Genomic DNA, 12,828 nt, shown 5'->3' with positions numbered 1-12,828 from the left:
TGTGGCGTATGAGCAGTAGTGAGAAGCGAGTGCCGGGGCCCGACCGGTGGGACCTGAAGAAGCTGGTGATCCTGCGCACCCTGCGGGAGTGCGGCACCGTCACGGCCACCGCGCAGACGCTGCACATGACGCCGTCCGCCGTCTCGCAGCAGCTCACCAACCTCGCCAAGCAGCTCGGCGTGCCGCTCCTGGAGGCGCAGGGGCGGCGGGTACGCCTTACCGACGCCGCGCAGCTCGTACTGCGGCACGCGGAGGTCGTCTTCGCCCAACTGGAGCGCGCCGACGCCGAGTTGGCGCAGTGGGTGCACGGGGAGACGGGGACGGTGCGGGTCGCCGCGTTCTCCACCGCCGTGCCCGCGCTCGTGGTGCCCGCCGTGCGGCAGCTGCGCTCGGCGCACCCCGGCATCACCGTCCGGGTGCGGGAGGCGGAGGCCGGGCAGGCGTACGAGCTGCTCGCCACCGGCGACGTGGACCTCGCCCTGTCGCTGGCCGCGCACGCGCCGACGCCCCGTGACCCCAAGTTCACGCGGGTGCCGCTGCTCGCCGACCCGCTGGACGTCGCGCTGCCGGTGGGGCACCCGTTGGCGGGCGAGCCGGGCCTGCGGCTCGCCGATCTCGCCGGTGAGCCGTGGATCTTCGGCGGGTCCGGGCCATGGTCGGAGATCACGACGGCCGCGTGCGAGGCCGCCGGGTTCGTGCCGGAGCAGGCGCACAGCGCGGCCGGGTGGACCGCGATCCTCGCCATGGTCGAGGCCGGGATGGGCGTCGCGCTGGTGCCGCGGATGGCGGCGGCGCGCCGGGACGGCGTCGTGATGTGCCCGCTCGGCGCGGACCGTCCCGTACGGCATGTGGTGGCGGCCGTACGGAAGGGTTCGGAGGAGGGGACGGCGGTGCGGCGCGTACTGGAAGCCCTGACCGGTCAGCAGAACTGACCGTGCCGATTGTTCAGCTCCACTGAAAGGCCACATCGAAAACTTTCGATGGACCTTCGGCTTGTCGCGCGCGACAGTGGGCCCATGACCCAGACGACACCCGCCCAGGACGCCCAGGACCAGGACCCGCACGCCAACGACGCCGCCCCCTACGGAGGCGGCGACCCGTACGCCGACTACCGCACCTTCGGTGACGCCGACACGTTCACCGAGCTCGTCGACCTCGCCGACCGGCGGCTCGGCGGCGGAGTCATCGCCGCGAACGACGAGTTCTTCGCGATGCGCGAGAACCTGCTGCTGCGCCACCGTGCGGTGTTCGACCCGGAGCACTTCGGGCACAAGGGCAAGGTCATGGACGGCTGGGAGACCCGCAGGCGGAGGGGGACTGCGGACTCCCCGTTCCCGGCACCGGAGGAGCACGACTGGGCCATCGTGCGGCTCGGCGCGCCCGGCGTCATCCGTGGCGTGATCGTCGACACCGCCCACTTCCGCGGCAACTACCCGCAGAAGGTGAGCATCCAGGCGACGAACGTGGCCGGCTCGCCCGGCCCCGCGGAGCTGCTCGCCGACGACGTGAAGTGGGAGGAGATCGTCCCGAAGAGCCGGGTCAAGGGCCACGCGGCGAACGCCTTCACCATCACGTCGGAGCGCCGCTACACGCACCTCCGCGTCTGCCAGCACCCCGACGGCGGCATCGCCCGCCTCCGCGTGCACGGTGAGGTCGTCCCTGACCCCGAGTGGCTGGACCTGCTCGGCACGTTCGACCTGGCCTCGGTGCTCAACGGCGGTTCCTACGAGGACGCGTCCGACAAGTTCTACTCCTCGCCGACGCAGATCATCCTGCCGGGCACGTCGCAGAAGATGGACGACGGCTGGGAGAACCGCCGCCGCCGTGTCCGCGGCACCAACGACTGGGTCCGCTTCCGCCTCGCCGCGCAGGGCACCATCCGCGCCGTGGAGATCGACACGGCGTACCTGAAGGGCAACTCGGCCGGCTGGATCGCGCTGAGCGGCCGCGACGGCGAGACCGGCGAGTGGTTCGAGATCATCCCCCGCACCAAGCTGGAGCCCGACACCCTGCACCGCTTCCCGCTTCCCGAGGAGGCCGTGGCCACCCACGTACGCCTCGACGCGTTCCCCGACGGGGGCGTGGCCCGGATGCGCGTGCACGGGTCGCTGACGGAGGCGGGCCGCGAGGCGCTCCGCGACCGCTTCACGCAGTAACCGCCCTCATACGTACGGGGATTCACCGCCCGAGGCGGCGCTCCCGGTCGAACCGGCGCAGCACACGCACGATGTGTGCCACGCCGACGAGGCCGCCGAGCGCCGCCCCGTACGGCGTGAGCGGCACCGTGAGGATCGCGACGGCGACCAAGGTCACCACAGCGCCGATCACCGCACCGCTCACCAACGCGTAGACGATCTCCACCGTCATCGCGTCCTTCTCCACCCGCGATTCCCGCCCGGCCCCCATGCGCCCAGTCTCACACGAGGTGGGGGCACGGGGACCGGGCTCAGTCGCTATACGTCCGCGCTCTGCGCCTTCAGCGCGCGCTCCACGCCCGCCCGCGACTCCGACACCAGGCGGCGCAGTGCCGCGCTCGGCTCGGCCGACGACAGCCATGCGTCCGTGGCGGCCAGCGTCTCCTGCGAGACCTGGATCGACGGGTAGAGGCCGATCGCGATCTGCTGCGCCATCTCGTGGGAGCGGGAGTCCCAGACGGACTTCAGCGCCGCGAAGTACTTCTCCGTGTACGGCGCGAGCAGTTCGCGCTGGTCGGTCTGGACGAAGCCGCCGATCACCGCCTCCTGCACCGCGTTCGGCAGCTTGTCAGAGTCGACGACCGAGGCCCACGCCTCCGCCTTCGCCTCCGGGGTCGGCCGCGCCGCGCGGGCGCTGGCGGCGTGCCGCTCACCGGCCGCCGTCCGGTCCCGCTCGTACTCCGCGGCGATCTCCGACTCGTCGTAGCGCCCGGTCGCCGCGAGACGCTGGACGAACGCCCAGCGCAGCTCGGTGTCCACGGCCAGCCCCTCGATCGACTCACGGCCCTCCAACAGGGCGACAAGCAGGTCGAGTTGCTGCGGCGTGCGGGCGCTGGCCGCGAACGCGCGGGCCCACGCCAGCTGGTGGTCGCTGCCCGCCTCCGCCGTTCGCAGGTGGGTGAGCGCCGCCTCGGTCCAGCGGGTGAGCAGCGCGTCCCGGTGGGCCGGCGCCGCGTACAGGTCGATGGCGAGCTTCACCTGGCGGTGCAGGGACTGCACGACGCCGATGTCGGACTCCTTGCCGACCCCGCTGAGCACCAGGTCCAGGTACGCGCTCGTCGACAGCTCCGCGTCCCGCGTCATGTCCCAGGCGGAGGCCCAGCACAGCGCGCGCGGCAGCGAGGCCTCGAAGTCGCCGAGGTGCTGGGTGACGACGGCGAGGGAGTCCTCGTCGAGGCGGACCTTCGCGTACGACAGGTCGTCGTCGTTGAGCAGGATCACCGCGGGGCGGCGCTTGCCGACCAGCTGCGGCACCTGCGTCGACTCCGTCGCCGTGACGTCGAGTTCGACGCGCTCGCCGCGCAGCAGCTTGCCGCTGTCGTCGTCGAGGTCGTAGAAGCCGATCGCGATGCGGTGCGGGCGCAGCGTCGCCTCGCCCTTGGCGCCCTCGGGCAGTGCGGGGGCCTCCTGGCGGACGGCGAACGAGGTGATGACGCCGGCGGCGTCGGTCTCGATCTCCGGGCGCAGGATGTTGATGCCGGCCGTCTCCAGCCACGCCTTCGACCAGGCCTTCAGGTCACGCCCGCTGGTCTCCTCAAGGGCGCCGAGCAGATCGCTCAGCCGCGTGTTCCCGAACGCGTGGCGCTTGAAGTACGCCTGCACGCCCTGGAAGAACTCGTCCATGCCGACGTACGCGACGAGCTGCTTCAGGACGCTCGCGCCCTTCGCGTACGTGATGCCGTCGAAGTTGACGAGCACGTCGTCGAGGTCGCTGATGTCCGCCATGATCGGGTGCGTGGACGGCAGTTGGTCCTGCCGGTACGCCCACGTCTTCATCTGGTTGGCGAACGTCGTCCACGAGTGCGGCCACTTCGAGCCCGGCGCGTACGCCTGGCAGGCTGCCTCGGCGAAGGTGGCGAACGACTCGTTCAGCCACAGGTCGTTCCACCACTCCATGGTGACCAGGTCGCCGAACCACATGTGGGCCAGCTCGTGCAGGATCGTCGCGGCCCGCACCTCGTACGCGGCGTCGGTCACCTTCGACCGGAACACGTACTGGTCGCGGATGGTGACGGCGCCCGCGTTCTCCATGGCCCCGGCATTGAACTCGGGGACGAACAGCTGGTCGTACTTGGCGAAGGGGTACGCGTAGTCGAACTTCTCCTGGAACCAGTCGAAGCCCTGCCGCGTCACCTCGAAGATCGCGTCCGAGTCGAGGAACTCGGCGAGCGAGGGCCGGCAGTAGATGGCGAGCGGCACGCTCTGCCCGGTCTCGGCGTTCTCGTACGAGGAGTGCACCGAGTGGTACGGGCCGGCGATCAGCGCCGTGATGTACGTCGAGATGCGCGGCGTCGGCTCGAAGGCCCAGACGTCGTCCTTCGGCTCCGGCGTCGGCGAGTTGGAGATCACGGTCCAGCCGCTGGGCGCCTTCACCGTGAACCGGAACGCGCCCTTGAGGTCGGGCTGCTCGAACGAGGCGAACACGCGACGGGCGTCCGGAACCTCGAACTGCGTGTACAGGTACGCCTGTTGGTCGACGGGGTCGACGAAGCGGTGCAGTCCCTCACCCGTGTTCGTGTACGCGCAGTCGGCGACGACCCTCAGCTCGTTCGGCCCCGCCTCCAGGTGCTTCAGCGCGATGCGCGCGTCACGGAAGACGGCGGCGACATCGAGCGAACGGCCATTGAGCACCACCTCGTGCACGGCGTCGGCGACGAGATCGATGAACGATTCGGCGCCCGCCTCCGCGCTGTCGAAGCGCACGGTGGTCGCCGACCGGAACGTGCCGCCCTCCTGCGCGCCGGAGAGGTCGAGATCGATCTCGTACGAGTCAACGGTGAGCAGCTTCGCCCGCTGCTGCGCCTCTTCACGGGTCAGATTGGTGCCAGGCACGCGGTCATCTCCTATTAAGCGGTCTACGTTTGCGACGTTTCCGGTCATCCTTCCACGCGGGGTACGCGAAGGCGATGTCCGTTTCCCGCCGGTGAACACGCGCGACCGGAGCGACGGTGGAGCCATGACCAGGTACACCGCACTTCCCATCGACCCGACCGCCCTCAAGGAACTCCGCGCCACCGACGACGCGGGCCGCGCCATGCGCCCGTTCACCGCGACCGGGGACGCCTCGGTCGGCTCGCCGCTGCGCTGTTGCCTGCGCCCCATCGCCGAGGGCGAGCGCGTCGCCCTCGTCTCGTACGCCCCGCTGCGCCGCTGGGCGGCCGAGACGGGCGCGACCCCCGGCGCGTACGACGAGCAGGGCCCGGTCTTCATCCACGCCGAGGACTGCGGCGGTTACGCACCGGAGGACCGCTACCCCTTCGACCGGCCCGGCGCGCGGCGCACCGTCCGGCGCTACGACGCCCGCGGGCACATCGTCGGCGGCGCGCTCCTGGAGATCCCTCAGGAGACGACGGCCGGCTTCGACGCCGCCTTCGACGAGGCGTTCGGTGACCCGCGTGTGGTGCACGTGCACGTACGGGCGCTGGAGTACGGGTGTTACCACTTTGCGGTGCGGCGACCCTGACCGTCCGCGTCCGTCCGCGCCACCTGGCAGGCTCGCTGCCATGGAGATCAGCCTGGATCTGGATCTGCCCGAGGACGACATCGCCTTCATCGACGCGTACGTGGCGTCGAACGGGCTCACGTCGCGGTCCGCCGCGCTCCGCGCCGCCGTCGAGCTGTTGCGGGCGCGCGTGGCGCAGTCCGACGACGTACGCGAAGGGGGCGGTCACCTCGAACGGTGACCGCCCCCTTGGGCTGCGTACAGCGGACTACTTGGCCGACAGTTCCTGCGCGACCAGCTCCGCGATCTGCACCGCGTTCAGCGCGGCGCCCTTGCGGAGGTTGTCGTTGGAGATGAACAGCGCCAGGCCGTTCTCCAGCGTCTCGTCGTTGCGGATGCGGCCCACGTACGACGGGTCCTTGCCGGCGGCCTGAAGCGGCGTCGGGATGTCGGAGAGCTCGACGCCGGGGGCGGCACCGAGAAGCTCCGTGGCGCGCTCCGGGCTGATCGGGCGGGCGAAGCGGGCGTTGACCTGGAGGGAGTGGCCGGAGAAGACCGGGACGCGCACGCAGGTGCCCGAGACCTTCAGCTCCGGGATCTCCAGGATCTTGCGGGACTCGTTGCGGAGCTTCTGCTCCTCGTCCGTCTCGTTCAGGCCGTCGTCGACGATCGCGCCCGCCATGGGGAGGACATTGAAGGCGATGGGGCGGGCGTACACGTCCGGCTCGGGGAAGTCGACCGCCCCGCCGTCGTGCGTCAGCTTGTCGGCCTCCGCGATCACCTTCTGCGCCTGGCCGTGCAGCTCGGCCACGCCCGCGAGACCGGACCCCGACACCGCCTGGTACGTGGCGACCGTCAGGGCCTCCAGGCCCGCCTCGTCGTGCAGGGGGCGAAGCACCGGCATCGCGGCCATCGTCGTGCAGTTCGGGTTCGCGATGATGCCCTTGGGGCGGTTCGCGATCGCGTGCGGGTTGACCTCGGAGACGACGAGCGGGACCTCGGGGTCCTTGCGCCAGGCCGAAGAGTTGTCGATCACGACGGGACCCTGGGCGGCGACCTTCTCGGCGAGGGCCTTGGAGGTGGCGCCACCTGCGGAGAACAGCACGATGTCGAGGCCGCTGTAGTCGGCCGTCGACGCGTCCTCGATCGTCACGCCGTCCAGCACCTTGCCGGCGCTCCGGGCCGAGGCGAACAGGCGCAGCTCGTCGATCGGGAACTCCCGCTCGACGAGGATCTTGCGCATGACCGTGCCGACCTGACCGGTGGCTCCGACGATTCCGACCTTCACAGGGTTCCTCCGTGATTCCGTGCTGCGGCCGTCCGGCCTGCGGGTGTGTCCATGATGCGTCTGTCCACGCCCGGCTTGTCCAATCCATTGTCCGCGGTCCGGGACGGTATGGCGATGGCCACAGTTTCGCGTGAACGTTTCCGGCCTCCGCGGCGTCGTAGGACGTACGCGGGGAGGGGAGGCGCCGAGTGCTGCGCAGAAAACCGAGGGGTCGTCCCGACGACCCCCTGGACGCCGCCGTCGAGGACCGGGTGCGGGCCGTGCTGTCGCTGGGGGGCGTGCCGTACGCGGATCTGCCGGACGGCGTGCAGCAGGTGCGCCTGCGCCTCCTTGAGCGGGCGGCGAAGGGGCAGGAGGCGCCCCGCGACGTCTCGGCCTGGGCGGCGGTCGTCGCCTCGAACCTCGCCATGGACTGGCACCGGGCGCGGCGCCGCCAGGAACGCCTTGGCGAGCGGCTCGCCGCGCTGCGCCAGGAGGACACCCGCGACGCGGCCGACACCCGTGTCCTCTCCCTCGCCGTGGCCCAGGGCCTCGACCAGCTCCCGGACGAGCAGCGGCAGGTGGTGGTGCTCCGCTTCTACGCGGATCTGCCCGTGCGGGACATCGCGCTGGAACTGGGCGTGCCCGAGGGCACCGTCAAGAGCCGCCTGCACACGGCGGTGCGGATGCTGCGGGTGCGGCTGCGCGAAGGGGAGGTGGTGTGACGTGAACGACGCTTCGTCCGACGACCGGCTGCTGATGCTGGCCGTGACCGGGGAGCCGCTGCCGGACGACGACCCCGACGCGGCGGCGGTCGCGGCGGATGTCGCGCTGCTGCGGGACCAGGTACGGGGCCTCGGCGACGCGCTGGCGTCCCGCCCGGAGCGGGAGCCGGAGCCGGTGCGGGTGCCGGTGCGACGCCGCCGTCCGCTGCGGCTCGCCTTCGGCGGGCTCGTCGTGGCGTGCGTCGCCTCGCTCTTCGGTGGTCTGGTGTGGCTCGGGGTGAGCGCGCCGGGAGGCGGCGAGGACTCGGGCGCGTCCGACAAGTCGGCGGCCCAGGACGGCGGAAAGTCCGCCTCCTCGCACGCGATGCGCATCGCGTGTTCGCGGATCCTGGTGGAGGGCCGGGTGACCAGGGTCACGCCGCGCGCCGACGGGGACGTACGGGTCGTCCTCGACGTCAAGCGCTACTACCGCCCCGAACGGTCGGCGCGCACGCACCCCACGATGGCGGTGACGCTCGACGGCGCGGCCGAGCACGATCTGCGGCCGGGGACGTACACGTTGATCCGGGTGCCGCTGCGTCCGGCCGACCGGCAGGACTGGAAGACGGGCCGGGACGTGGCCGAGGCCCGTGCGGACATCCTGCGGTGGTTGCCGCAAGCCCGAAGCGTGACGTGCCCGGGGCCGTCGTGACCGTTGCGCGGCACCGGGGTGCCGCCTTGCCCACCCTGCCGCCCAAGGCGGCAGATTGCCCAAGGCGAGGTGGCGAACGGAGCCGCTCATGTTCAGCCCCTGCGGCGATTGAGCAGCGGGGTCCGGGGCAGCGTCCCGGTCTTTCCAGCCCCGCCGGCGATTGAGGCGCGGGGTCCGGGGCGGAGCCCCGTGGCGTTCATGACGGAGGGGCGGCCACCCGAAGGTGACCGCCCCCCCCAGATCGCGTTCAGCCAGAGGCTAGGACGTGACCTTCTCGATCTTCACGCTACCGACGCCCGCGGCAACCCCGCGCTCGTTCAGCAACCGCACCTGCCCGAAGAACTCCCGCCCCTCGGGCGCCGCGGCCCCCGCGACGATCTGCGCGGCGACGGACGTCGACGCCCCGGTCGCCAGCGACACCGGCTTCGACTCGTCGACCTTCACCGTGCCCAGCGAGGGCGCGAAGAAGACGTCGACGTAGTCGTACTCCGTCGAGCCGGACGGCACCGAGTACCCGTCGACCTGCACCGTGTACGTACCGGCGGCCGGCTTCGCGATGCTCACGGACTCCTCGGAGTCACCGTCGGCCGAGGAGCCGACGACCTTGCCCGCCGCGTCGAGGACCGTGAGGTCGAGGTCGGCGGCCGAGTCCGAGACGTTGCCGATCGTGACGTCGAGCTTGTCGGCACCCTCGGGCACCTCGACGGTCGACGTCTGCGAGGCCCCGCCCGCGATCGTCGGCCGCGTCGTCTTCGAGGAGCCGAGCGCCCCACCCTGCAGCTTGCCGCCGCTGATGGCCGCGAACTTGTTCGCCACCTTCCACGAGACGTCGGCGGGCGTGCCCACCTTCGCCTCGGGCAGCGTCTGCACCGCCGGGTCGAAGTCCGCGCCGAGCACGGCGACGTCCAGCGTGTACGGGTTGTCGAGCAGCGGCGACGTACGCCGCGACTCGACCTCGATCTCCCAGACGCCCGCCTGCGGCGCGTCGTACGAACGCAGGTCGGGACGGCAGCCGTTGCCCGAGCCGTCCCCGTAGTTCGGGTAGCAGTCCGGCGTCGACGTCGAGTCGACCGGAACGCCGTACGGGTGGATGGAGATGAACCGGGTCTGGCTCTTCGCGGCGAGCCCGCTCATCCGCGCCTCAAGGGACTTCGCGCCCTTCGGCACCGTCACGAAGTACGACTTCACGCTGTTGCGCTGCACCGAACCCTTCGCCTGGTACGTGTACTTGAGCGGCGACGAGACGACGACCGTCGCCATGATCTGCTGGTCGACGCCCTCGGTCTTCGGGTCGTCGACGCGCAGGATCGCGCTGCGCAGACCGGCCGACGCCGGCTTCGCCTGCACCTTCACGGTGACCGGCTTGTTCAGCGGCAGGCTGACGGTGCTCGAACCGACCAGCGAGAACGTGTCACCCGAGTTGTTCTTCAGCGACAGCTTGTGCGCCACCGGCTTCGACGAGCCCGACGTACGTGTGACGGTGACCTCGTACGTCTTCTTCTGGCCCGCCTTCAGGCCGCCCTCACGGTCGTAGACGCCCGTGCCGAAGCCCGGCGTCTTCAACGCGTAGTCGAGGGCCGTGTCGACCGGCGCCTTCACCGTGTACGTGTGAGCGCTCGCCTTGTCCTCAATGGAATCCCACGCGTCGACGATGTCGATGAGGCCCGTGCCCTCCGCGTACGCCTGTTCCCCCGAAATGTGCTTCGCGGTCGAGGTGAGCGCGGTGCGCAGCTTCGCCGGGGTCAGCGACACCTTCTGCTGCTTGGCCGCCGAGATCAGCAGCGCGCTCGCGCCCGCCGCCTGCGGGGAGGCCATCGAGGTGCCCTGGAGCATCGAGTAGCCGGCGGGAAGCGAGTAGCCCGCCTCCGGGGTCGGCGAACCCGGCAGCCAGGTCTGGGTGGAGTTGATGGAGGCGCCGGGGGCCGAGATCAGCGGCGCGAAGCCGCCGTCCTCACGCGGGCCGCGCGAGGAGAACGGCATCATCGCGTACGGCTTCTCGACCTGGGAGCCGTAGTTGGAGGCCCAGGTGTCCTTCGAGATGGTGGCGCCGATGGACAGCACCTTGTCCGCGAGGCCGGGGTCGCCGATGGTGTTCGCGCCGGGGCCCGAGTTGCCCGCCGAGATCACCAGCTGGACGCCGTACTCGTCGATGAGGCGCGTGTAGAGCAGGGCGCGGGCGTTGGCGCCGTCGTTCAGCGCGGGGAGCCCGCCGATCGACATGTTGACGATGTCGACGCCGCGCTTCGTCACGAGGTCGATCATGCCCTCGGTGAGCGCGACGTTGGTGCAGCCGCCGGTCCAGGTGCAGGCCCGCGAGGAGACCAGCTTGGCGCCGGGCGCGGCACCGTTCATGTTCTTGTTGCCGAACAGGCCGTTGGCCGCGGTGATGCCCGCGACGTGCGTGCCGTGCTCGGACTCGATGACGCCGATGTTGACGAAGTCGGCCTTCTTGCCGACCCAGTCGCCGCCGTACGGGTCCATGGGGACGTCCTTGCGGACCTCGACCACGAACGGCTGCCGCTCGACGACGTCGGTGGACGGGTTGTCCTTGCCGAAGTAGCCGACCTGGTAGCCGTCCTTGTACGGCTTCATCGGGGTGTCGTCGGTGAAGTCGCCGTTGTCGTTGAGGTCGACGGTCACCGTCCCCTTGGCCGCGTCGTACAGCACGCCCCACTTGTCGGTGGTGTCGCCGTCCCGGTTCGCGTCGCCCTTCGCGTCGCCGCCGGCCGTGGCGGACTCCGCGAAGGTGCTGATGCCGTACGAGCCCGAAGCCGCCTTCCAGGTGCGGCCGCCGTACGTGAACGTGGGCCCGGTCACCGCGGTGACCATCGGGCGCCACGTCGCGTCGCCGTCCACGATCGGGTCGGTCGCCGTGACCCAGTCGACGATCTTGCGCTCGCCGGTCGTGGTCTTCTGGAGCGCCGGGTGGCCGAGGTCGACACCCGAGTCGAGGATGCCGATGGTGGTGCCGCGGCCGTCCGCCTTCGGGTGCTGCTTCACGAAGTCCACGGCGCCCGTCTCGAAGGACGGGTTGTACGGGTTCTTCGCGGGGGTGTCCTTGCCGGGACCGCTGTACGAGTCGGTGGCCTTGGCCGCGGAGGCTTTCGCGCCCTTGGCGGTGTCGGCGGCCGGCGTCGGGTCGTCGAGCGCGATCTCCTGGCGCAGGTCGATGCCGCGCACGGAGCCGAGCTTCTCGGCGGACCTGATCGCGGATTCGGCGCGGCCCGTCGGCACGGTCGCCCGTACGTAGCCGAGCTTGTCGTAGGTGCGGCCCACGGAGCCGCCCTTGACGGCGTCGAGCTGCTCCGCGACCTGCTCGGTGCTGCCGGGAGTGGTCGCGACCATCATGGTCACGTTCTTCGTGCCGTCGGCCTTGGCGTCGGCGAGCAGTTCGGCGTCGTGCGCGCCGAGCTTGTCGCTCGCGGACTTGGGCGCGGGGGCGGGGTCCGCGTCCGCGGCGAAGGCCATGGGTATCGGCCCGGTCGCGGTGAGCGCGGCCACGAGTCCCGCGGCCGCCGCGAGCCGGGCCGCGCGTCTCGCGCCGGATATGGGTGCGCGCTGGGGATCGGTGGTCATCAGCATCCCTGTACGTAAATGGAGAAAGGAATCCGGATTTCGGTGCCGGATGACCGCTCAGCTTTACGCAAGTGACCACAGTTTGGGGAGAGTTGCCCGAGCCGGGAACTCGCCATGGCGTACTTCCGCCATGCGTCATCCCGCCCAAACCGTGACGGGACCGGCAAGGCGCGTAACACCTGCACCGGAGCGCGGATGCCTCTAGCGTCAGGGGATGAACAAAGAGCTGAGGGTGGCGGCCTACGCCGTGTGCGTCAGAGAGGAGCAGGTGTTGCTCGCCCGCTGGGTCGCGGGGGACGGTAGCAAGCGGTGGACTCTGCCGGGTGGTGGCATGGACCACGGGGAGGATCCCTACGACACGGTGATCCGTGAGGTCGACGAGGAGACGGGGTACGTCGTCGACCCGGTCGCGCTCCTCGGCGTTCACTCCGTGCTGCGGCGCTACCCCCGCAAGCTCGGCAAGATGGCCGACTTCCACGGTCTGCGGCTCGTCTACGAAGGGGCGATCATCGGCGGCGCGCTGCGGCACGAGGAGAACGGCTCTACGGACATGGCGGCTTGGCATGACCTCGCGGCGGTCCAGGAGCTGCCGAGGGTGGAACTGGTGGATGTGGGGATGGACTTGTGGCGTGAGCGGCCGAGGAGCGGCCACGTCCGCGCGTAGCGCCCACCCGTCTCCTGGCCACGTCCGCGCGTGACGGTCGACCGTCTCTTGGCCACGTCCGCGCGTGACGGTCGACCGTCCCCCGGCCACGGGGCTCCGCCCCGGACCCCGCTGCTCAATCGCCGCAGGGGCTTGATTTGGCTCACCTGTCCGCAGGGCTTGATGTGCCCACCCGTCCATAGGGGATTGGCGTGCCCACCCGTCCGCAGGGGGTTGGTGTGTCCCGGCTGTTCGGGGTGGTCTGCCGCCGGCCATCTCCCGCCACCCG

11 protein-coding genes are annotated in these 12,828 nt (G+C 70.9%); 7 read left to right on the top strand and 4 right to left on the bottom strand.

Features of this window, described 5'->3' with window-relative positions; translation table 11 throughout:
* Positions 1 to 8: 8 nt before the first annotated feature.
* Both OKJ99_RS38880 and alc read left to right on the top strand, forming a co-directional pair.
* Positions 9 to 932 (top strand): LysR family transcriptional regulator, encoded by a 924-nt coding sequence (locus OKJ99_RS38880; RefSeq protein ID WP_326023149.1) that lies wholly within the window; start codon positions 9 to 11, stop codon positions 930 to 932.
* A gap of 84 nt (positions 933 to 1,016) precedes the next feature.
* Positions 1,017 to 2,156 carry an allantoicase gene (gene alc / locus OKJ99_RS38875; protein ID WP_326023148.1) on the top strand — a complete coding sequence of 380 codons (1,140 nt, stop codon included), beginning with the start codon at positions 1,017 to 1,019 and terminating at the stop codon, positions 2,154 to 2,156.
* A gap of 22 nt (positions 2,157 to 2,178) precedes the next feature.
* On the opposite strand, the gene OKJ99_RS38870 is transcribed toward alc, so the two are convergent.
* Both OKJ99_RS38870 and pepN read right to left on the bottom strand, forming a co-directional pair.
* Positions 2,179 to 2,406 carry a DUF6332 family protein gene (locus tag OKJ99_RS38870; RefSeq protein WP_326023147.1) on the bottom strand — a complete coding sequence of 76 codons (228 nt, stop codon included), beginning with the start codon at positions 2,404 to 2,406 and terminating at the stop codon, positions 2,179 to 2,181.
* Positions 2,407 to 2,453: 47 nt separating this feature from the next.
* Entirely contained in the window at positions 2,454 to 5,027 is a 2,574-nt protein-coding gene (gene pepN / locus OKJ99_RS38865) for an aminopeptidase N (RefSeq protein ID WP_326023146.1), read from the bottom strand.
* 124 nt (positions 5,028 to 5,151) lie between these two features.
* Between pepN and OKJ99_RS38860 the strand changes: the two genes are divergently transcribed.
* On the top strand, positions 5,152 to 5,658 hold the full coding sequence (locus OKJ99_RS38860; RefSeq protein ID WP_326023145.1) for a DUF1203 domain-containing protein: 507 nt from the start codon (positions 5,152 to 5,154) through the stop codon (positions 5,656 to 5,658).
* Between the two features lie 40 nt (positions 5,659 to 5,698).
* On the top strand, positions 5,699 to 5,878 hold the full coding sequence (locus tag OKJ99_RS38855) for a ribbon-helix-helix domain-containing protein (RefSeq protein WP_326023144.1): 180 nt from the start codon (positions 5,699 to 5,701) through the stop codon (positions 5,876 to 5,878).
* Between the two features lie 27 nt (positions 5,879 to 5,905).
* Here the strand turns inward: OKJ99_RS38855 and OKJ99_RS38850 are convergent, their stop codons facing one another.
* Positions 5,906 to 6,925 (bottom strand): aspartate-semialdehyde dehydrogenase, encoded by a 1,020-nt coding sequence (locus OKJ99_RS38850; RefSeq protein WP_326023143.1) that lies wholly within the window; start codon positions 6,923 to 6,925, stop codon positions 5,906 to 5,908.
* Positions 6,926 to 7,113: 188 nt separating this feature from the next.
* Between OKJ99_RS38850 and OKJ99_RS38845 the strand changes: the two genes are divergently transcribed.
* Together OKJ99_RS38845 and OKJ99_RS38840 are read left to right on the top strand one after the other, a co-directional pair.
* Positions 7,114 to 7,629, top strand: a complete 516-nt coding sequence (locus OKJ99_RS38845) for a sigma-70 family RNA polymerase sigma factor (RefSeq protein ID WP_326023142.1) — start codon at positions 7,114 to 7,116, stop codon at positions 7,627 to 7,629.
* Between the two features lies 1 nt (position 7,630).
* Positions 7,631 to 8,320, top strand: coding sequence for a hypothetical protein (locus OKJ99_RS38840; protein ID WP_326023141.1), 690 nt, complete (start codon positions 7,631 to 7,633; stop codon positions 8,318 to 8,320).
* A gap of 258 nt (positions 8,321 to 8,578) precedes the next feature.
* Here OKJ99_RS38840 and OKJ99_RS38835 read toward each other — a convergent pair whose 3' ends face one another.
* Positions 8,579 to 11,896, bottom strand: coding sequence for a S8 family serine peptidase (locus OKJ99_RS38835; RefSeq protein ID WP_326023140.1), 3,318 nt, complete (start codon positions 11,894 to 11,896; stop codon positions 8,579 to 8,581).
* Between the two features lie 214 nt (positions 11,897 to 12,110).
* Between OKJ99_RS38835 and OKJ99_RS38830 the strand changes: the two genes are divergently transcribed.
* Positions 12,111 to 12,560 (top strand): NUDIX hydrolase, encoded by a 450-nt coding sequence (locus tag OKJ99_RS38830; protein WP_326023139.1) that lies wholly within the window; start codon positions 12,111 to 12,113, stop codon positions 12,558 to 12,560.
* The last annotated feature ends 268 nt before the right edge of the window (positions 12,561 to 12,828 follow it).

This window comes from Streptomyces endophyticus (assembly GCF_035798155.1).
Lineage (GTDB): Bacteria > Actinomycetota > Actinomycetes > Streptomycetales > Streptomycetaceae > Streptomyces > Streptomyces endophyticus.
Note: the sequence above shows the minus strand (reverse complement) of the source record. Positions and strands in the feature narration are given on the sequence as shown.

Coding starts and splice junctions, on each gene's coding strand:
- OKJ99_RS38860 (WP_326023145.1), top strand. CDS start 5,152: ATGACCAGGTACACCGCACTTCCCATCGACCCGACCGCCCTCAAGGAA.
- OKJ99_RS38830 (WP_326023139.1), top strand. CDS start 12,111: ATGAACAAAGAGCTGAGGGTGGCGGCCTACGCCGTGTGCGTCAGAGAG.
- alc (WP_326023148.1), top strand. CDS start 1,017: ATGACCCAGACGACACCCGCCCAGGACGCCCAGGACCAGGACCCGCAC.
- OKJ99_RS38870 (WP_326023147.1), bottom strand. CDS start 2,406: ATGGGGGCCGGGCGGGAATCGCGGGTGGAGAAGGACGCGATGACGGTG.
- OKJ99_RS38880 (WP_326023149.1), top strand. CDS start 9: ATGAGCAGTAGTGAGAAGCGAGTGCCGGGGCCCGACCGGTGGGACCTG.
- OKJ99_RS38835 (WP_326023140.1), bottom strand. CDS start 11,896: ATGACCACCGATCCCCAGCGCGCACCCATATCCGGCGCGAGACGCGCG.
- OKJ99_RS38855 (WP_326023144.1), top strand. CDS start 5,699: ATGGAGATCAGCCTGGATCTGGATCTGCCCGAGGACGACATCGCCTTC.